Source organism: Streptomyces sp. TRM68367 (assembly GCF_014495685.1).
In the GTDB taxonomy this organism is placed as follows: domain Bacteria; phylum Actinomycetota; class Actinomycetes; order Streptomycetales; family Streptomycetaceae; genus Streptomyces.
The window spans coordinates 24485-44826 of sequence record NZ_JACTVI010000067.1 but is presented as its reverse complement, the minus strand read 5'-3'; the positions used below and the strand labels follow the sequence as shown (position 1 = coordinate 44826).

19 protein-coding genes are annotated in these 20342 nt (G+C 69.8%); 17 read left to right on the top strand and 2 right to left on the bottom strand.

Annotated features, from left to right (window positions below; genetic code table 11):
- Positions 1-145 precede the first annotated feature (145 nt).
- Positions 146-772 carry a ScbR family autoregulator-binding transcription factor gene (locus H8R17_RS31685; protein ID WP_187826658.1) on the top strand — a complete coding sequence of 209 codons (627 nt, stop codon included), beginning with the start codon at positions 146-148 and terminating at the stop codon, positions 770-772.
- Positions 769-1791 carry an NAD(P)-dependent oxidoreductase gene (locus tag H8R17_RS31680; protein WP_187826657.1) on the top strand — a complete coding sequence of 341 codons (1023 nt, stop codon included), beginning with the start codon at positions 769-771 and terminating at the stop codon, positions 1789-1791. The genes H8R17_RS31685 and H8R17_RS31680 overlap by 4 nt, the downstream gene beginning before the upstream one ends.
- Here H8R17_RS31680 and H8R17_RS45890 read toward each other — a convergent pair.
- Positions 1721-2347 (bottom strand): TetR/AcrR family transcriptional regulator, encoded by a 627-nt coding sequence (locus H8R17_RS45890; protein ID WP_223125711.1) that lies wholly within the window; start codon positions 2345-2347, stop codon positions 1721-1723. The genes H8R17_RS31680 and H8R17_RS45890 overlap by 71 nt on opposite strands.
- Positions 2348-2860: 513 nt before the next feature.
- Here H8R17_RS45890 and H8R17_RS31670 point away from each other — a divergent pair.
- Complete coding sequence (locus H8R17_RS31670; protein WP_187826656.1) at positions 2861-3721, top strand: transketolase; 861 nt, start codon at positions 2861-2863, stop codon at positions 3719-3721.
- Positions 3722-3774: 53 nt separating this feature from the next.
- Here the strand turns inward: H8R17_RS31670 and H8R17_RS31665 are convergent, their stop codons facing one another.
- Positions 3775-4758, bottom strand: a complete 984-nt coding sequence (locus tag H8R17_RS31665) for a helix-turn-helix transcriptional regulator (protein WP_316959583.1) — start codon at positions 4756-4758, stop codon at positions 3775-3777.
- A gap of 296 nt (positions 4759-5054) precedes the next feature.
- Between H8R17_RS31665 and H8R17_RS31660 the strand changes: the two genes are divergently transcribed.
- From H8R17_RS31660 to H8R17_RS31595, 14 genes are all read left to right on the top strand, one after another.
- The gene (locus H8R17_RS31660; RefSeq protein ID WP_187826655.1) at positions 5055-6395 is read left to right on the top strand and encodes a sugar phosphate nucleotidyltransferase; all 1341 of its coding nucleotides are present in this window, start codon (positions 5055-5057) and stop codon (positions 6393-6395) included.
- 24 nt (positions 6396-6419) lie between these two features.
- Positions 6420-7121, top strand: coding sequence for an SDR family oxidoreductase (locus H8R17_RS31655; protein ID WP_187826654.1), 702 nt, complete (start codon positions 6420-6422; stop codon positions 7119-7121).
- 309 nt (positions 7122-7430) lie between these two features.
- Positions 7431-8681, top strand: a complete 1251-nt coding sequence (locus H8R17_RS31650) for a transposase (RefSeq protein WP_187826653.1) — start codon at positions 7431-7433, stop codon at positions 8679-8681.
- Complete coding sequence (locus tag H8R17_RS31645; protein ID WP_187826652.1) at positions 8681-10183, top strand: maltokinase N-terminal cap-like domain-containing protein; 1503 nt, start codon at positions 8681-8683, stop codon at positions 10181-10183. Before H8R17_RS31650 ends, H8R17_RS31645 begins: the two co-directional genes overlap by 1 nt.
- A 4-nt stretch (positions 10184-10187) precedes the next feature.
- Positions 10188-11144: an NAD(P)/FAD-dependent oxidoreductase gene (locus H8R17_RS31640; RefSeq protein WP_187826651.1), complete on the top strand. Its 957-nt coding sequence runs from the start codon at positions 10188-10190 to the stop codon at positions 11142-11144.
- A 106-nt stretch (positions 11145-11250) separates the two neighbouring features.
- Positions 11251-11955 (top strand): EthD domain-containing protein, encoded by a 705-nt coding sequence (locus tag H8R17_RS31635; RefSeq protein WP_187826650.1) that lies wholly within the window; start codon positions 11251-11253, stop codon positions 11953-11955.
- 86 nt (positions 11956-12041) lie between these two features.
- Positions 12042-12878 carry a type 1 glutamine amidotransferase domain-containing protein gene (locus H8R17_RS31630; protein ID WP_187826649.1) on the top strand — a complete coding sequence of 279 codons (837 nt, stop codon included), beginning with the start codon at positions 12042-12044 and terminating at the stop codon, positions 12876-12878.
- A gap of 38 nt (positions 12879-12916) precedes the next feature.
- Complete coding sequence (locus H8R17_RS31625) at positions 12917-14563, top strand: thiamine pyrophosphate-binding protein (protein ID WP_187826648.1); 1647 nt, start codon at positions 12917-12919, stop codon at positions 14561-14563.
- The gene (locus tag H8R17_RS31620) at positions 14556-15155 is read left to right on the top strand and encodes a DJ-1/PfpI family protein (protein WP_187826647.1); all 600 of its coding nucleotides are present in this window, start codon (positions 14556-14558) and stop codon (positions 15153-15155) included. Before H8R17_RS31625 ends, H8R17_RS31620 begins: the two co-directional genes overlap by 8 nt.
- A 23-nt stretch (positions 15156-15178) precedes the next feature.
- On the top strand, positions 15179-17026 hold the full coding sequence (locus tag H8R17_RS31615; protein WP_187826646.1) for an AGE family epimerase/isomerase: 1848 nt from the start codon (positions 15179-15181) through the stop codon (positions 17024-17026).
- Positions 17023-17364, top strand: a complete 342-nt coding sequence (locus H8R17_RS31610; protein ID WP_187826645.1) for an STAS domain-containing protein — start codon at positions 17023-17025, stop codon at positions 17362-17364. Before H8R17_RS31615 ends, H8R17_RS31610 begins: the two co-directional genes overlap by 4 nt.
- Entirely contained in the window at positions 17361-19499 is a 2139-nt protein-coding gene (gene glgX, locus H8R17_RS31605; protein WP_187826644.1) for a glycogen debranching protein GlgX, read from the top strand. The genes H8R17_RS31610 and glgX overlap by 4 nt, the downstream gene beginning before the upstream one ends.
- An 18-nt stretch (positions 19500-19517) precedes the next feature.
- Positions 19518-19829, top strand: a complete 312-nt coding sequence (locus H8R17_RS31600) for an anti-sigma factor antagonist (protein WP_187826643.1) — start codon at positions 19518-19520, stop codon at positions 19827-19829.
- A gap of 14 nt (positions 19830-19843) precedes the next feature.
- A complete protein-coding gene (locus H8R17_RS31595) occupies positions 19844-20332 on the top strand; it encodes an anti-sigma regulatory factor (protein ID WP_187826642.1) in 489 nt (162 codons plus the stop codon).
- Positions 20333-20342: the final 10 nt, after the last annotated feature.

The following is a 20342-nucleotide window of genomic DNA, read 5'->3' as shown; positions in this document are numbered from 1 at the left end:
GAACTGGGGCGAACAGGTACAACGGTGGTATCAGTCACGGAACGGCCTCTCTGTGGATCTCGTACTGACATCGAACGGTTGTGGGCGCCGCAGCCGACAGGGCATAACCTAGAGAGCGCTCTGTTTCTTTGTCGAGGGAGGATTTATGACACGCCCACAGCAGGAGCGTGCGGTAAAGACGAGGGCGGCTCTCGTCAGGGCCGCCGCAGAAGAGTTTGACCTGCACGGATTCTCCGGAACCAGCACCATCAAGATCGTCAAGCGGGCCGGTTCGACTATGGGAGCTCTTTACTTTCACTTTGACTCCAAGGACGACCTGGCCCGGGCCGTGATGGCCGAACAAGCCTCAGATCTACCGGAGTTGGGAGGAGCGAGCGGACTGCAGCACCTGATCGACCTCACGCTCGCCCTGGCGCGGGAGCTCCAGGGCAACGTCCTGTTTCGCGCGGGTGTGCGGCTGGCCGTCGAGCAGGGCGCCTTCGGTCTGCAGGACGATGCCGCGTACCAGCTGTGGATCACCAACTTCGAGGAAGAGCTGATGGTCGCCCAGGCGCTCGGTGAACTGCGTGAGGGCATCGCCCCCGAGCAGTTCGCCCGGGTCCTGGTCGGGGCCTACACCGGAACGCAGCTGCTGTCCCAGATCAGCACGGGCCGCAAGGATCTGACCGAGCGCATCGCGGAGTTGTGGTCGTACTTCCTGCCGGCCGTCGCCACGCCCGAGGTCATCGACCGCCTGGAGCCCACGGGCCGGGCGCCAGAGGTGTCCGAATGAGGCCGTGGACCGTCGCGCTGACCGGGGCCACCGGTTTCATCGGCGCCGCCGTGCTGCGGCAGCTGACCGGGTGTGCGGCGGCCGACGGCGGCCCGGTGCGGGTGCGTGCCGTCGTGCGCCGCGCGGACGTCGTGCTGCCGGGCGGGGAGGCGGTCGCACAGGTGCGGGCCGACCTCACCGACCCGGCGTCGTTGACCGGCGTCCTGGAGGGAGCCGACGCCCTGGTCCATGCCGTGTCGTACGTCGGCAAGGACGCCGAACGGTGCGCGGCGGTCAACGTGCGGGGCACCACCGCCGTCATGGCGGCGGCCCGCGCGGCCGGGGTCGGACGCATCGTGCACCTGTCGACCGCCGCCGTCTACGGCACCGGTCCCCACCACGGCATCGACGTCGATGAGATCGCACCCGCACCGGTCTCCGCGGCCAGCCGCAGCCGCCTCGTCGCGGAGGAACCCGCCCTCGACGCGGGCGCGTTGGTGCTGCGGCCGGGCCTCGTGCTCGGCGCAGGGGACCGCTGGGTCGTTCCGGCGTTCGCCGAGCTCGCCGAGCGGGTGCCGCCCGAGTGGCTCGGCGGCACCGGGCTGCAGTCCCTCGTGGACGTGGGCGATCTGGCCCGCCTCGTCGTGGCCGCCGCGACCGCACCCGACGCCGTACGGGGCGTGCACCACGCCGCTCATCCGGTGCCGGTGTCCACCGGGCGCCTCAGAGCGGCGCTGAGCGCACACGGCCTCGTGGCGCCCGCCCGTGGCAGCGCCGACTGGCAGCAGTGCCGCGCGCTGCTCGCGCGCTCCCAAGGCCATTACGGCGAACGGCAGTTGGGACTGCTCGCGCAGGATCACCGGTACCTGAGTGAGCGGATCTGGCAGCTGCTCGCCAGGGACCCGGGGCCTGGCCCGCTGGCCCGCCTCGACGGGGCGGCGGCCTGGTACCGGGGCTTCATGGCAGGCGTCAGGGGGCGCTCGCCGGGTCGTCCTGAAGCGCCCCGATCCCCTGCAGGGCGGTCTGCCACAGCTCGGTGAGGTGCTCCTGTGCGGTGGGTGGGGGCAGGAGCGTCCTGCGGGGTGGTGGCAGCAGACCCGCCTCGACCCCGGCCACGAGGCTGCCGACCAGGAGCGCGGCGGACTCCGGCCGTGTGCCGGGGCGCAGTTGGTCAAGGACCTCCGCCTGGTGGAGCCGGGTGCGCACCAGGGGCAGCCAGCTGTCCCGCCAGTCCATGCGCAGCGAGGGCCGTTCGCGGGACAGCCGGGCTGCCGCCCGCGCCACGCTCTCGTCGATCAGCAGGGCGGCGAGGGCCCGCACGACGCCGCCGACGGACTGCAGCGGCGTCTTCCCCTGCCGATCGGCCTTGTCGACGACGGCGCGCGTGGCCTCGATCCCGGCGGCGCACACCGCCTGCGCCAGGGAGGTCTTGCTGGGGTAGTGGAAGGTGAGCGCCCCCATGGTGACGCCGGCGGCCTTGCAGACACGGGACAGTGACGTGCCGTCATAACCGTGCAGAGCGAACTCCGTCGCGGCGTTCCGCACGAGCCGTCCTCGGGTCAGCGCCGCTCGCGCCTGCCCGGTATGCCCCGCCATGCCGTTTCCCTCCTGTCGGTTCGCCCAGTCCGTTCCCGTGGCCGGACGTGCCGCAGGACGGATCCGGGCGAGGCCGGATGTCCGGTGCGGCGGGGGTGTCCCCGGCGTCGGTGCCGCGTCTTGGTGCTCGCACAGTGGCCTGATCCGATCCCTCATCCTCTGCGTTCCGCGGCGTCGCGTACCGGGAGGCTAGGTCAACTCGCCCACGCCGTAGTCGAGTTCTTGCCAGGTCAGGCCTGGTCATCGCGCCGCTGCGCGTCCCGAGAGCCTGCCGAGGCGGCTCCCCTGCATTTGCCCTCCGGACTATGAAAGAGAGTACTCTCTATGTTTAGCTGCGCGGGAGGCCGGGTCGCGAAGAGTCAGGGGATTGGTTGTGCGTGACATCGCCGACACCCACCGTCACGGGCTCGTACGGGGGTCTGCCCCTGGGGCTCGCGCCCGGATCTCGTTCGGCCGAAAAACAAAGAGAGCACTCTACATTCTGTGGATGCTTCCCTGAAAGGAGTTTTCGCTATGGGGGCTCCAGCGATCCTGGCGGAGGACGTCTACCGCGAGGAACTGGCAAAGATCGGCGCGGAGGACGGCCGAGTGGTGTGTGTGGAAGCCCTGCCAGGCGGCGCACGACACCCCTTCGAGACGGCGCACCCGGACCGGTTCTTCCAGCTGGGCAGCGTCGAGAGCGCCATGGTGAGCATGGTCGAAGGACTGGTCACCGCCGGGTTCAGGGTGTTCGTGTGCGGACTGGGCACGGGTATCGGAGCGGCGCGGCTGCCCCGGCTGGCTCTCGCCCATCTGCAGACGGGTGCGTCGGTCGTGGTGCCGGACATCCAGGTCGATCCGGCGGAGCTGCTGCGGACACCGCGCGTCCGGATCGCGGCGCCCAGTGGCGTGCAGGAGATCAGGGCGGTGGTGCGCGGTGCGGCACGGTCGGGACGGCCGTACCACATCCGCATCGGCGCGGGGGCGCCCGCCGACGTCACGGCGGACTGGGCGGGTGCGGGCGACGGGGACATCCCCTCGGTCGTCTGGGGCGTCGCCCGCGACTCCCGGCGGCACGCGGACGCGGGGGTCTGCCTGATCTCGGCCGGCGAGGACGGCACCCGGCTCGCGTTGGCGGCCCGGGAGCGCAACGCGGGCCTCGCGCACGCGCACCTGGTGTACCTCGACGACAGTCACCTGGCCGCGGCGGCGGGTGAACTGGCCCGTCACCACGACCGGTTCGTTGTGCTCGGCGGGTATCCGGGGCGGCACGGGGTGCGGCAGCGGCTGAGCCGGCTGATGCCTGGCTGCGCCGTGCTTGAGGTGACGCCGAGCGGCGATCTCGCCGCCGACGCCGGCCGAGTGCTCTCGACCGTCAAAGGATTGTGGCGATGAGCGGGCGCCGGGGCGGCCGAATGCGGCCGCCCCGGGCGGGCCCGGCTCCCGGGTCAGTCGCCGCGCGGCGACTGAAGGAGCTCCGACCGGGCCAGCAGATAGGCGAGATGGGCCCGGCTGCGGCTCCCGACCAGGTCCGATGCCTTCTTGATGTGGTGGGACACGGTCCTGCTGCTGATGCCGAGCCGCTTGCCTATCCCCGCGTCCGTGTGGCCTTCGACCATGAGCTTCAGCACGGCCCGGCGGGTCTCGTCCGTCAGGAGCGGGAGCCTGTGGTCCTGGCTGATGGTGACCGGCTCGGCACGCTGCCAGGCGTGGTCGAAGACCTTGACGAGGTAGTGGATGAGCGCCGGATGCTCAACGGCAAGGGCGGTCGTCTGCTGGTCGTAGCGGGGGTCCGGGATGAAGGCGATGGAGCGGTCGTAGACGATGAGCCGGTCGACGACCTCGTCCAGTGTGCGCACCTGGGCTCCGGCGCTCGTCACCCGCTCGATGTAGGCGAGCGTCGGGCCGTGCGCGCGCACCGAGTGCTGATAGAGCGTGCGCTGTCGCACCCCACGCTTGTTCAGGCGCAGCGTGCGGGGCAGGGTCTTGCCCAGGGCGTCGGGGTCACGGGCCCCGCCGGGATGCGCCGTCAGCAGCTCTTCGCGACAGGCCTCCGAGGCCCTTTCGAGCGCCGCGTAGATGACATCAGCACCGTGCAGCAGGCGCACGGACGCCGCCGAGGTGCGCTGTTGCGTGCGGTACACGTCCTCGGCCGCGGACAGCGCGTCGTAGATGCCCGCCACCGTGTGCTGCTGGGCCAGGATCGCGCGCTCCAACGGGCGCGTGAGGTCGTGGGACGCGATGTCCGGCGGCACCGCGACCCAGCGATTGCCGGTTCCGGCCTGTCGTCGCATCAGGCCCAACTCGGTCAGACAGTCCGGGACATCGTCGGACGCGAGGCCCTCCGCCAGCGCGCGGCGGTAGCAATCCAGCCCGCGCTCGCACAGAGGTACGACGTTCGGTTGTGGGCTTATGTCAGGATATCTGCACACTTTTTCCCCTTGCTGATTCCCGCAATGCGCGATCCTGAGCCTACCCGTCCGTGGATTCCAGCCTTTTCCGCGCCATGCTGTTTGAGGCGGAAGGGCGCGGTGCCATTTCCGTCGAGCGGAAAGGATGGAAATGCAAAGGGATACGGTTTCGGCCTTATTGCTACACAGGGTGTCCGCGCCCCTTGCGGAAGCGGACGACGACGAGAACTGGAGTGCCGCTCCGGAGTAGGGCAGCGGCCAGGTGAACCGGGAACCGGAATACGACGCACAATTCACATTCGCGGGGGGCAGTGGGCGTGAACCGTGACGAGGAAACAGTTGGCATCATTCTGGCCGGCGGCAGAGGCGAGCGGGCCAAGCCGATCACTCTCAAATCCTCGGACTACATCCGGAGCAAGGCGCTCATCCCGTTCGTCGGACGACGTCTGGTCGAGTGGATGATGGACGCCTGCCGGGCGCAGGGCGTGCGTCGGTTCTACGTCGTGACCCACGGCCTCGAGAACCGCAACCAGATCAAGCTCCTGCTGGGCCACGGTGAGCGCTTCGGCGTCGACATCACCTACTCGCGTTCCCGGTTCGACCGGTACAACGTGGGCTCGGCCGGTGCCACCCTGCACAACCTCGAGCAGTGGGACCTGCAGGGCCGGGCGCTGGTCCTGCCCGTCGACTCGCTCTTCGACTTCGACCTGGCGGCGATGGAGGCGGCCCACAGCGCCGAGGGCGCGGTGGTCACGGTCGCGTCCGTGGCCCGCACCGCATCGGAGATCGCCGGCAAGTACGGCGTCATGCGGACCGACGAACGCGGTCTGGTCCAGGGCTTCGTGGAGAAGCCCGGCACCGGGGAGCTGGGTTCGCTCTTCCCGCGGACGGCCGACGATCCGGCCGCGACCCTCGCGACCAACGCCGGGATGTACCTGGTGGACTGCGGCCGCCTGCGGATGCTCGCCCGCGAGCCGGAGCTCTTCCGCCAGTCCCACCAGCGTCTGGACTGGGGCGGCGACCTCCTGCCCCACCTCGTCGGACGAGGCGTACCGGTGGCGACCCACACCATCGGGCGCCTGGGCGACATGGGCAATGTGCCCGACTACCTGCAGACGGTCCAGCTCGTGCTCGACGGCGCGTACGAGCAGATGAACCGGCTGATGGCGGCCCCCGACCGGACGGATCCGCGCTGCTGGATCCACGAGACCAGCCTGCAGACGAAGGACGACGTCGCCGGCACCACGCTGGCCCAGAAGATCGACGACGGCTCGGTCGTCATCGGCCCGGGCGTCCGGATCGGCCGCGACGTCGAGATCGGACCCGGAGTGCGCCTGGAACACACGGACGTCGGCGACGGAGCCGAGATCCGTGAGGGGGCCACCCTCGCCCGGTCGGCGGTGGGCGAGTCGGCGGTGGTCGGCAGCTGGGCCGATATCACCGACACCTACATAGGCCCCATGGCCCAGGCGCTCTCGGAGCGCGTCCGGCCACTGCGACTGGAGCGGTTCTCGGCCATCGGCGACGGAGCCGTGCTCTGGCCGGGATCACGATTCTGCGGGGTCACCGTGTACCCCCGACTGCGGGTTCCGGCGCTGGCCGGCGTACCCGCACAGACCGAGCTCAGGCACGCTGACGACATCCTGCGCTGGGTGTGACGGCGCTCATCCCTGGAGGGCACCATGCAGAGCCCCATTGCAGTCATCGGAGGGGCCGGCCGGACAGGCGTGATCATCACACGCCGACTGATCGAGGAAGGCCACCAAGTACGAGTGATCAGCCGCGACCCGGAGCGCGCGGTGCTGCCACTCGGAGTGGAGAGACACCGCGCCGACGTGCGGTACGCGGACTCCCTGGGTCCCGCGCTGCGCGGCTGCTCCGGCATCGTGTTCACCGTCGAGCCGGGCACCGCCGACTCGGGTCCGCACAGCCCCGAGAGCACGGTCTACGAGGGGGTGCGCAATGTGCTCGCCGCGGCCGCCGACGGCGGACAGCGCCCGCACGTCGTCCTGATCAGCCAGATCTACGTGACGCGACGCGAACACCCCATGAACGCCTACGGACGGCTGCTCGACTGGCGGCTGCGCGGCGAGGACGAGGTGCGTGCCTCGGGCCTGCCCTACACCGTCGTACGTCCCAGCTGGCTGACGGACGGCGATGTCGCGGGCGCCCGGGTGCGCCTCGAGCAGCACGACCGCGGCAACGGCTGGGTCTCGAGGAAGTCGGTCGCGGAGGCGTGCGTGCAGTCCCTGCGCCTGCCGTCCGCGGGCGGGACGACCTTCGAGCTCTACAACGAACCGGGGGAGGAGTCCACCGACTGGGGTCCGCTGTTCGACCGGCTGATCCCCGACCGGGTCCCCGCGTATCCGGGACCGGTCCGCTGACGGGCGCCTGAGCGCCACCCGCACGGCGGGGCGGAGCCTTTGACCGGCCCACCCCGCTCGAGACCTGCCGGGCATTCCCCCGTCACCGGCAGGCAGGGACACGGGGCCGGTGCCAGTGCCGTCGCACCGCCCGCCGGCCCCGTGTCCACCACCGCGCTTTTCGCTTTGGCCGCCCATTCGCTGCGCCGTCGCATGCCCGTATCCGGCACGCGGCTGTGAGGCCTGCCCGGATGCGGTCCTCGGTTCCCGCAGCACGGATCCGTGGCTCACCGGAATGTGGCTCACGTATTTGATGGAGAGGGGAGAACAGTGTCCGCAGAAGACCAGCAGACGCTTCCCGACAACATTTCACCGAACGAATTCGCTGAGGTTCTCTCTGCGCTGCGCTCCATTCCACGAAGCGACCAGCGGCGCTGGGGCGAGGTCTATGTGCGCGGGCTGCTCGCGGTCCGCGGGAAGAAGACCATGCGTGCCCTCGCCAATGGCGCGGGCAGCGGGGCCGAGCAAAGTCTTTACCAATTCATCAGCAAGTCACCGTGGGACGTCGACCCGGTGCGCGGCGACCTGGCGCGGCTGCTCATCGAGCGCGCGCAGCCCCGCGCCTGGGTGGTGCAGCCCCTCGTGATCACGAAGGTGGGCCAGCACTCGGTCGGCGTGGAGCGGCAGTGGGTCTCGCAGATCGGCCGGGTCGTCAACTGCCAGCAGGCGATGAGCGTCTGGCTCGCCGGGGACCGCGGCAGCTGCCCCGTGGACTGGCAACTGGCGCTGCCCGAGTGCTGGACGGACCAGGAGGACATGCGCCGCCGCGCCTCCATCCCCACCGACGTCGGATCGTGCCCGCCCGAGCAGTGTGCCGTCGACTCGGTGAGCAAGATGGCGCAGGAGTGGGGACTGCGCGGCCGGCCGGTGGTGATGGATCTGCGGGAGACGTCGCCGCAGCCGGTCTGCGCGGAGCTGGTGGCCCGTCAGATCCCCTTCGTCGTCCGGGTCGACCCGTCCTCCATCACACCGGTGCCGCCCGGCCCGAAGACCGGGCCGAGCGGGCCCGGACCCGCCGACCAGGGCGGGGGATGGGTGGGCTCGGCCGGGCTGCTCTCCGCGCTGCACAAGCAACGGATGCCGGTGGAGTGGTTCGACCACACGGAGCAGACCATGCGCGCCACCTCGGTCGGCGCCGCCCGAGTCGCGCTGCGCAAGGGCATCACCGTCCACGGGCAGCCGGAACGCCTCGACCTCGTACTGCTGGCCGCCTGGGCGGACCCCGGCCGGCGCTCCCCGAGCGAGTTCTGGCTCTCCAACCTCGCGCAGTCGCAGCTCGGCACCGTGTACCGCACGGCCATGCTCTCGCGGCGCGTGGAGCGCGATCTGGCGGAGGTGAGCGACGATCTCGGCATCCGCGACTTCGAGGGCCGCTCGTACCGCGGCTGGCACCACCACATGACGATGGTGTCCCTGGCGCATGCCGTCACCGTGCTCTCGCCGTCCCGCGCGCAGGGCGCGCCCGCGCCCACGGGCCGCATCACGCTCGTCCCGTCACGCGACACGAAGGTGAGTGCCTGATGACCGGGACCGGCCCGCGCACCGTGACGCCCCGCCGGTCCGACGGACTGCGCGCCGATGACCTGGACCTGATGGTCGACGAGCTGTGCCGGCTCCTGCCGGACTGGCTGCCCGGCAGGCGCTGGTACGCGGGCAAGGGCCAGGACCTGTCCGAGGTCCGGCCCCTGCTCGCGGAGGTCGTCGTCCCCGGCACACCGGCGCTGTTGCAGACCGTGTTCCGCACCGACGACGGCGCGTGCTACCAGCTGCTCGTCGGCGCTGTGCCCCAACCGGCCGATGCCCGCACCGGTGTGCCCGCCGACGCCGTCATCGGCAGCGGCCGTACGCCGGACGGGCGGTGGCTGACCCTGTACGAGGCGAGCTCCGATCCCGAGCTGCTGTCCGCGCTGCTGGAGCGCTTCGTCGCGGCAAAGCCGTGCGGAGCGCTCGAGTACCACCACATCCCCGGGGCGGTGATCCCGGCCGGACTGCGGGCCCGGCCGCTCACCGGGGAGCAGTCCAACACGTCGGTGGCCTTCGGCGACCGGATGATGCTCAAGGTGCTGCGCCGCATCATGCCGGGTGCCAATACCGAGCTGGAGATGCTGGCCGCACTGGAGCGGACCGGCGATGTGCCGAGCGCGGCGCCGCTGGCCTGGGCGCAGACCGCCGGGTGGCAGGGCGCGGAGCCGGCCACGCTGTGCATCCTCCAGGAGTTCGTGCCCTCGCTCGGGGACGGCTGGAGCATCGCCACGGCGCAGGCGGAGGCCTGCATCCGCAGAGCGTGTGCATCCGTCGCGCCGCTGGGCGGTTTCCCGGACGACGCGTTCGCCCTGGGGCAGGCCACGGCCCAGGTGCACAGGGCGCTCGCGCAGGAGTTGGAGGCACGCACCCTGAGCCTGCCGGAAGCCGTGGAGCTGACCGACACCCTCGTGGCCCGGCTCGACGACGCCCTCGTCGAGGTGCCCGACCTCACTCCCTACGCGCGCGGGCTGCAGACGGCGTATCAGGATCTGCGCGAAGTGGTGCGGCGCGGCAACCCGTTGCCGATCCAGCGCATCCACGGTGACCTCCATCTGGGTCAGGCGCTGCGGGCCGCGGACGGATGGGTCCTGATCGACTTCGAGGGCGAGCCCGGACATCCCTTCGAGGAGCGGCGCCACCTGCAGCCGGCGGTCCGCGACGTCGCCGCCATGCTGCGGTCCTTCGACTACGCGGCGCACCACGCCCTCGGCGACATCCTCGGCGCCCCGCCCGGGGGGCCGAGCTCGCGCGATCTTCGCGGCACGCGCATGACGAGCCGGGCCTCGGCCTGGGCCGTCCACAGCCGCCGCGCCTTCTGCGCCGGTTACACCGCGGCAGGTGGCCAGGACCCGCGCACGAGCCCGGTGCTGCTGAGGGCGTTCGAGGCCGACAAGGCCGTGTACGAGGCGCTCTACGAGGTCCGCAACCGGCCCGAGTGGCTGCCCATACCGCTCGCCGCGGTGCGCCGGCTCGCGCACGGCAGCCGGTCCGCGGGCTGACGCGGTGGCCACAAACACGAACGACCCGGACGGCGCGAAGGACCTGAAGGACGCGGACGTCGCGGTGGTCGGAGGCGGTCCGGCCGGGCTGTCCGCCGCGCTCCAACTGGCCCGCTACGGACGCCGGGTGCTGGTCTTCGACACCGGGCAGGGGCGCTCCACCCATCACCAGACGAACCGCAACTACCTCGGGTTCCCCGACGGCATCGCCACCACGGAACTGCGCGACCTGGGCAGGCGCCAGCTGGCCCACTACCCGCACGCCCGCATCGCCGCGCACCGCGTGACGGGTGTGGTCGGCGACGCGCGACGGGGATTCACGGTCCAGGCGCAGGGCCATGTGTGGTGGGCCAGGGCGGTGGTCCTCGCCACCGGCGTGCTCGACCACTTCCCGCACTTCCCCGACTGGCAGGAGTACGTGGGCCGTTCGATGTTCTGGTGCATCGCCTGCGACGGCTACGAGAACCGCGGGCGCCGCATCCTCGTCGTGGGGCACACCGACGCGGCCGCGGGCGAGGCCATGCAGCTGCACAGCCTCACCGAACGGGTCCGGCTGCTCACCAACAGCCGCAGGGACGACATCAGTGAACGCTTCAGACGCCGGCTCGCCGCGGCCGGCGTACCGATCGTGCACGACCGCATCAAGGCGGCCGAGGGCAGCGACGGCCGGCTGTCGGCCATCGTGACGCGGGGCGGTGAACGCCTCCCGCTGGACGCCCTGTTCTCCATCCAGGGTGCCACCCCGGAGACGGCCCTGGCCCGCGGTCTCGGCCTCCGGCTCAACGCGCAGGGCTATGTGGACGTGGACACGGAGCAGCACACGTCGGTTCCCGGCGTGTATGCGGCGGGGGACATCACGGCGCCGCATTCCCACCAGGTGTCGGCGGCGGTGCAGGAGGGGGCGCAGGCCGCCTCCGCGGCCAACTACTTCCTTTACCCACCGGAGTTGAAGGCGGACTGACAGCGGTACCGCAACCGGCGCGACAGTTCAGAAAGTCGATTTTCCTTCTTTGGCTTTCTCGATGACCGCTGGACATGATGAACGAGCCCGTCCAAAGGAGAATTTGATGATCCACCAGTTCATTCTGGCGGCGCCCAAGCCGGGCATGACCGCACAGGAATTCCAGGACTACTGGGTAAATGTCCACGCGGTGCAGTACGCATCAAAGATTCCGCAGATCCGCAAGTACATGGTCGACACGGTGGTGGACATCGAGGGCAACCTCGGTGAGCCGGCGCTGCCGCACCAGGGCATCGCCGAGATCTTCCTGGCCAACGGCGAGGAGCAGCTGGCCTCGCTGCAGACCGAGGAGTTCCTGCAGGGCGCCCGGCTCGACGAGCCCAACTGGGCAGCGTTCTGGCAGACCATCGTCGTCGACACCACCGCGCACGAGATCGTCGCGGGGCCGCCCCTGGCCAGGGGGCAGGAGTGGGTCAAGCTCACGGTGCTGCAGAAGAGGCGCCCGGGCCTGGCCCTGGACGACTACCGCAAGCAGACCCTCGACGCGTACGCCTCGGTCGTCAAGGGCACCCCGGGGCTGCGGCGCTACCTGCACGCCCACACCGTGGACGGCGCCTACGTCTTCGGCGAAGCGGCCTTCGACAGCGTCGAGCAGCTGTGGTTCGACGACGTGAACGCCCTTGAGGAAGGCTTGCGTTCGCCCTACTTCACCGAGCAGGTGAAGGCCGCGCGCGACGAGATCGTCGACCAGAAGTACGTCTTCTCCCTGGCGGCCAAGGAGAACTGGATCATCGGTCCGCAGGCCCGCTGATCCCCCTGATCCGGTGGCTGAGGCGCCGCCCCCTTCCGTCGCGGGGCCCGGCCACCCATTTTGAACCGAAGACCGAAGGAGTCGGCGTGCCCAGGAAGAACGCCAAGAAGATCCTCGTGATCCTGTCGGAGTACGGCTACTGGGGCGAGGAGCTCGTCGGGCCCCTGCACCACTTCGACCAGCGGGGCTACGAGGTGGAGTTCGCCACCCCGACCGGGAAGCGCGCGCACGCGCTGCCGCCGTCGACGGACCCCGAGTACATCGACCCGCCGCTCGGCCGCTCGGTCACCTCCGAGGAGGTCGCCAAGCTCACCCAGGAGGTCGACGCCTCCACCCGCCTGGACCACCCGATCGACATCTCCAGCTGGATCCCGGAACGCCCCTACACGGCGGACGACGACTACCTGCGCAAGCTGGAGGCCTACCACCGGGCAATCGACGTGGTGGCGCAGGAGCTCGACGACTACGACGCCCTGCTCATCGTCGGCGGTTCGGGCCCGGTCGTGGACCTCGCCAACAACGAGCGGGTGCACCAGATCATCCTGGCCTTCCTGCGCGCCGACAAGCCGATCGCGGCCGAGTGCTACGGCGTCGCGCCGCTGGCCTTCGCCCGCGACTGGGAGGACCGCAAGTCCATCATCTGGGGCAAGCACGTCACGGGCCACTGCAAGGAGTACGACTACAAGGACGGGACCGGATTCCTCGGCACCGACTTCGTGATCGGCCCGCCGCCGTACCCGCTGGAGTACATCCTGCGTGACGCCACCGGACCCGAGGGCCGCTACATCGGAAACTTCGGCAAAGAGACCTCGGTGATCGTGGACTACCCGTTCATCACCGGGCGTTCGACGCCGGATTCCTATCTGACCGGAGAAAAGGTCGTCGAGGTGCTCGAGGACGGCCTGCGCCGCTTCGGCTGGTAAATGCGCGGCAACGATTGAGAAATCGAGAGAAGGCAGACATGGCCAGGCAGGGCAATGCGGCGATCATCGAGCAGTTCATCGCCGACGGAGTTCCGTTCATGTTCGGCAACCCAGGAACGGTCGAGCAGGGATTCCTGGACGCGCTGGAGGACTATGACGACCTCCAGTACATCCTGACCCTGCAGGAGACCGTCGCGGTCGGCATCGCGGACGGCTACGCCCGCGCCACGGGCCGGCCCGCGCTCCTGCAGCTGCACAGCGGGGTCGGCCTCGGCAATGCCATCGGCATGCTGTACCAGGCCAAGCGCGGCCACTCGCCGATCCTGACGATCGCGGGTGAGTCGGGCGTCCAGTACGAGTCCATGGACGCCCAGATGGCAGCCGATCTGGTCGCCATGGCGAAGCCCGTGACCAAGTACGCGACACGGGTCACCGACCCGCGCTCGGTGCTGCGGGTGCTGCGCCGGGCGATGAAGATGGCGATGACGCCCCCGATGGGCCCGGTCTTCGTGGCGCTTCCTCTCGATGTGCTCGACGCTCTCAACACCGAGCAGATCGTGCCGACTTCGGCTCCCAGCACCCGCAGCGCCCCGGCCGACGATCTCGTGGCGCAGGCGGCGCGGCTGCTGACCGGTGCCCAGAAGCCGGTCGTCCTGGTGGGCGACGGCGTCTCGGCATCCGGTGCCCAGGAGGAACTGGTGTGGGTGGCCGAGCAGTTGGGCGCCGACATCTACGGCGTCAACTACTCCGAGGTGAACCTGGACGTCACCCACCCGCTCTACCGCGGGGACCTCGGCCACATGTTCGGCGCCGTCAGCACGGCCGCCGTCAAGGACGCCGACGTGGTCCTGATCGTCGGCACGTACACCTTCCCCGAGGTCTTCCCGGACACCGGTGACCCGTTCCGCCCGGACGCCCGGATCGTCCACATCGATCTCGACGACTACGAGATAGCCAAGAACCACCCGGTCACCCTCGGCCTGGTCGCCGACCCGAAGGAGACGCTCGCAGCGCTCTTTGCCCAGCTGGTCGACACGCTGTCCGAACTCGACCAGGTGGCGGCGTCCGAACGCCTCCAGGCCCGCCGCGGTGAGCGGCCCACCGAGGTGGCGGACGACGGGTCGCTGCTCCACGCCTTCCTGCGGGAACTGGCGGACCAGGTCCCCGACGACGTGATGATCTTCGACGAATCGCTGACCGCTTCGGGCGCGCTGAACGCCCATCTGCCGGGCCGCCGGCCGGGCCACTGGTTCTCGACGCGCGGCGGTTCGCTCGGCGTCGGCATCCCCGGGGCGATGGGGATCAAGCTGGCCCACCCGAACAAGACCGTGATCGGCTTCACCGGCGACGGCGGCTCCATGTACACCTTCCAGGCGCTCTACACCGCCGTACGGCACGGCATCGGCGCCAAGTTCGTCGTCTGCAACAACCGCAGCTACAAGCTGCTCGACAACAACATCGAGCAGTACTGGCGGGAGCGGGACGTGGCCCCGCACGCGTACCCGACGCCGTTCGACCTCTCCCACCCCGATCTGGGCTTCGCGCAGATCGCCGGCGGATTCGGGGTCGACGCCCTGCGGGTCGACGACCACAGCCAGGTCGGCGACGCGGTCAAGCGGATGCTCGCGGACGACAAGCCGTTCCTCATCGACCTGCGGACCACCGAAGGGGGAGACCGTGGCTGACGTACCGTCCCGTGACGGGGTGCTCAGCGGGCACAAGATCGCGATCCTGGCGGAGAGCGACTTCTACGAGCCCGAAATCGCCTACTACCAGCGCCGGTTCGCCGAGGAAGGCGCCCGGCTCGACTTCGTCACCCGGATGTGGGGCAACAAGTCGATCACCTTCACCGGCCACGAGCACCGGGCCCCGCTGAGGGTGACCCGCAGCCTGGAGGACCTGGACGACCGGCGGCTGCGCGAGTACAGCGCGCTGATCGTGCCGTCCGGCATGGTGGCCGACCGGCTGCGCTACACCGAGGACATCGAACAGCTCGCGCCCGCCACCGACCTGCTGCGCCGGGCCTTCGCCCGGTCGGGCGTGGTCAAGGGGATCATCTGCCACGGCATGTGGCTGGCCTCGTCGATCCCGTACGTCGTACGCGGACGCAAGGTGGTCTGCCACAACAACCTGCTCGGCGACGTCCGGAACATGGGCGCCAACTACGTCGACCAGGACGTCGTCGTCGACGGGGACCTGGTGACCGCCCGCACCGGCGACCACTGCCATCTCTTCGCCAGGACCATCATCGACGAACTCGTACTGCGAGGGGTGTGACAGCCGTGTCAGCAATGTCAGCCATGTCAGCAAGTCCCAGGAACGTCGACTTCACCTTCTCGGACACCATCGCGGGACGGGTCTGCGGCTTCGACAGCGAGGCCCGTGTCTTCTCCGTGGTCACCGCCGACGGCCGGTCCTTCGACATCAGCCTCGACGGCGGCCCCAGCGCGGAGCTGCTGCACAATCTCGGTGAGCCGTACCAGGACGCCACGAGCCACATCGACGAGCTGCTCACCCAGGAAGCCTTCGTCCTCGCCTACGGCGTCTTCTACCCCCACAGCGAGACGCTGCGCTTCGAGGCCAAGCGGCTGATCTTCGTGGGGCGCGACCCCGAGGACTTCCGCTTCGAGGAAGCCGGCTGGTGGATCCGGCAGATCAGGGAAATAGCGGGCTTCTACCGCAAGGCCCAGTTCGGCGACGGCCCCGTCGACTTCGGCGACTACCGCACCGAGATCCGGCTCGGCGGCGACAAGACCGCGAGCCACGTCCAGGAGACGGACACCATCTCGCGGCTCGTCTACGGCATGGCCTCCGCCTTCCTGCTCACCGGCGACGACGAGTACCTGGAGGTCGCCGAGCGCGGCACCGAGTACCTGCGCGAGCACATGCGGTTCGTCGACACCGACGAGAACGTCGTGTACTGGTACCACGGCCTCAAGGTCGACGGCGACCTCGAGACGAAGCTGTTCACGTCCGAGTTCTCCGACGACTACGACGCGCTGCCCGCCTACGAGCAGATCTACGCGCTCGCCGGGCCCGTGCAGACCTACCGGATCACCGGCGACCCGCGGATCAAGGCGGACGCGGACGCCACCATCCGGCTCTTCGACCGCTTCTACCTGGACCCCGAGGACGGCGGCTACTTCTCGCACATCGACCCGATCCTGCTCAGCCCGCACCACTCCTCGCTCGGGCCCAACCAGGCGCGGAAGAACTGGAACTCGGTCGGTGACCATGCGCCCGCGTACCTGATCAACCTGTACCTGGCGACCGGCGAACAGCGTTACGCCGACATGCTGGAGTACACCTTCGACACGATCGTCGAGCGCTTCCCCGACCTGAAGAACAGCCCGTTCGTGCAGGAACGATTCCACAAGGACTGGTCGCCCGACACCACGCACGGGTGGCAGCAGAACCGCGCGGTCGTCGGCCACAACCTGAAGATCGCCTGGAACCTGATGCGCATGAACTCCCTGCGCCCCAAGGACGTCTACCTGCAGACCGCCGTCTCGCTCGGCGAGACCATGCCCGAGGTCGGCAGCGACCGCCAGCGGGGCGGCTGGTACGACGTGGTGGAGCGCGTCGAGGTGGACGGCGAGGAGAGGTTCCGCTTCGCCTGGCACGACCGCAAGGCATGGTGGCAGCAGGAGCAGGCGATCCTCGCCTATCTGATCCTGCACGGCGTCACCGGGCGGGTGGACTTCCGCACCGAGGCGCGCGACGCCCAGTCGTTCTACAACGCGTTCTTCCTCGACCACGACGAGGGCGCCGTCTACTTCAACACCATGGCCAGCGGCCTGCCCTACCTCCTCGGCGTGGAGCGTCTCAAGGGCAGCCACTCGATGTCGATGTACCACTCGGCCGAGCTGTGCTACCTGGCGGCCGTCTACAACAACCTGCTCGCGGGCGGCAAGCCGATGGACTTCTGGTTCAAGCCCGACCCCGCCCTGATCGAGGACCGCGTCCTGCGGGTCGCCCCCGATCTGCTGCCGGCCACAGCCGTGCGCATCGCGGCCGTGGAGATCGACGGCGCGGAGCACACCGATTTCAACGCGCAGGCCCTGACCGTCCGGCTGCCCGAGACCTCGGGCCGCGTCAAGGTCAAGGTCCGCCTCGAAGCCAACTCCCGCCCGGAGGTGAGGGGATGACTGTCAAGGTCAGCTCGCAGGTGCTCGCCGGGGCCACCGTCGTCGCCCTGGAGGGCGAGATCAACTCCACCACCTCCGGGGGACTGCAGTCCCAGCTGCTGCCGTTCATCGGGCAGGGCTCGGTGGTCCTGATCGACCTCACCGGGATCTCGTACATCTCCAGTGCCGGCCTGCGCACCCTCCTCATCGTGCACCGCCACGCCCAGCAGCTGGACGCCGAGATCACCCTGGTCGGCCTCTCCGAGGAGGTCTCGTTCGTCATGTCCGCCACGGGGTTCCTGGACTTCTTCCGGGTCGCCGAGGACCTGGACGCCGAGCTGGAACGTGCGGGCCGATGAGCACCCAGGACATCCGGGAGCGCATCGACGCCTTTCCGACGCACCGGATCGGCCCGTACCGGGTCAGGGCGGGCCGGCCCTTCCCGTACGGCGCCACCCCGGTGCCCGGCGGCGTCAACTTCTCGGTCTACTCCGACGGCGCGACCTCGATGAGCCTGGTGCTCTTCGAGCGCGGCGCCACCCAGCCCAGTGCCGAACTCAAGTTCCCGCCGGAGTTCCGCATCGGCAGCGTGTACGCCATGACGGTCTTCGGGCTCGACGCGGAGAACCTGGAGTACGGCTTCCGCGCCGACGGCCCCTTCGACCCGGCCCGCGGCGACCGCTTCGACGGCGCCAAGGTGCTCAGCGACCCCTACGCACGGCTGATCTCGGGGCGCGAGGTGTGGGGCCGCGAGCCCGACTGGGACAACGTCTACCACTACCGCTCGCAGGTGCTGAACGACGACTTCGACTGGGGCGGCGACCGACCGCTGCGCATCCCCGCCGAGGACCTCGTGATCTACGAGACGCACGTCCGCGGCTTCACCCAGCACCCCTCGTCGAAGGTGTCGGCGCCCGGCACGTACGCCGGAATGCGGGAGAAGATCCCGTATCTGCGGGAGCTGGGCGTCAACTGCCTGGAACTGCTGCCCGTGTTCGAGTTCGACGAGCTGGACAATCCGCGCACCGATCCGGTGACCGGTGAGCGCCTTTACAACTACTGGGGCTACAACACCGTCTCGTTCTTCGCCCCCAAGGCGGGCTACGCCGCCACCGGCCCCTTCGGCATGCAGGCCGACGAATTCAAGTCGCTGGTCAAGGAGTTGCACAAGGCCGGCATCGAAGTCGTGCTCGACGTGGTCTTCAACCACACGGCCGAGGGCAACGAGCAGGGCCCGACCATCTCGTTCCGCGGCCTCGACAACGCCACGTACTACATGCTCACGCCGCGCGGCGAGTACTACAACTTCAGCGGCACCGGCAACACCGTCAACTGCAACCACCCCGTGGTGCGGGACTTCGTGCTCTCCTGCCTGCGCCACTGGGTCGCCGAGTACCACATCGACGGGTTCCGCTTCGACCTCGCCGCCATCCTCGACCGGGCCCCGGACGGCACCCCGCTGCCCAACCCGCCGCTGCTCGAACAGCTCGCGCACGACCCGATCCTGCGGCACACGAAGCTGATCGCCGAGGCCTGGGACGCGGCCGGCCTCTACCAGGTCGGCAACTTCCCCAACTACGGCCGCTGGTCGGAGTGGAACGGCAAGTACCGCGACACGGTCCGGCGCTTCGTCAAGGGCGAGCCGGGCCTCGTCGGCGAGCTGGCGACCCGGATGGCCGGCTCGCCCGACCTGTACCAGGGCCGCACCTCGTCCGCGTCGGTCAACTTCATCACCGCACACGACGGATTCACCCTGGCCGACCTGGTCTCGTACAACGACAAGCACAACGAGGCCAACGGCGAGAACAACAACGACGGGGCCAGCGACAACAACAGCTGGAACTGCGGCGAGGAGGGGCCCAGCGCCTCCGCGCACGTCCGCGAGCTGCGGATGCGGCAGATGAAGAACCTGCTGACCATCCTGCTCACCAGCCAGGGCATTCCGATGATCCTGGCCGGCGACGAGGTCGGCCGCACCCAGCTCGGCAACAACAACACCTACTGCCAGGACAACGAACTGTCCTGGTTCGACTGGGGGCTTGTCGAGACCAACGCCGAACTTTTGGACTTCACCCGGAAGCTGATCACCTTCCGGCACGCCCACCCGGTCCTGCGCACCAGCGACCACGCCACCGGCACGGACCGGGTCGGCAGCGGCTACCCCGATGTCAGCTGGCACGGCGTCGGCGCCTGGGCCCCGGACTGGGCCGACCACGGCCGGGTGCTCGCGATGATGCGGTGCGGCCGGCACGCCAAGGGCGGCAGCGTGGCCGACGACCACGTGTACGTCGCCGTGAACGCGCACTGGGAGGCGCACGACCTGGAGCTGCCCATCCTGCCCGACGGGCAGCGCTGGCACCTCTTCGCCGACACCGGCACCGCCGTCCATCCCGTCGGCGGCGAACCGGAGCTCCAGCACCCCGGGCGTTTCCGCCTGGGAGCCCACTCCGCGGTCGTCCTCGTGGGACGCGCGGCCCATCCGACGACCGCCTGACCCAGAAGGAGAACCATCGTGGCTTTCGACGTGCGGCTGAGGATCAACGACAAGGTCGCCACCATCGAACTCTCGGGGGAGCTGGATGCCTCGACGGCAGGCGAGTTCCACGACACCGTCGGCCAGGCGGCCGGCGCCGGCGCCGTCGAACTGGTCATCCGTGCCGAGCAGCTCGGCTACCTCTCCAGCGCCGGCCTGCGCTCCCTGGTCGTCGCCCGCCAGAAGATGGGCGACGAGGTGCGCATCGCCGTCGTGGGCGCGTCCGAGCCGGTGGCCCGGACCATCCGGCTCGCCGGATTCGACCACAGCATCGATCTCGTGGACGCCTGAAGGGACGCACCGAGATGACGTTCGACTTCGAGGCCGCAGCGGCCACCAAGGCAGCGGGCGTCGCGCAGGCGCCCGGGTGCGGCCACGCGAACGCACTCCGTGTTCCCGCGACGATCGATTCGCTCGAGCCGGTGTCCGACTTCGTTGTGGGCCTCGGCAAGCAGGCCCGCCTTCCGGAGAGTTCGCTGTACCGGCTGCGCCTCGCCGCCGACGAACTGGCCACCAACATCGTCCTGCACGGATACCGCGGCGAACCCGGCGAGATCACCGTGGACGGCGGGATCGACCCGGGCGACGTCTGGGTCCGCTTCCAGGACGACGCCCCGGCGTTCGACCCGCGGCAGGGCATGCGGGCGCCCGCGCTCGACGTGCCGCTCGCGGAGCGGGAGATCGGCGGCCTGGGAGTCTTCCTGGCGTTCACAGCGGTGGACACCTTCGAGTACGAGCTCGTCGCGGGGCGCAATGTGAGCACCCTCGTGATGCGCCGGCCGGCAGTGGAGTAGACGAGGCGGA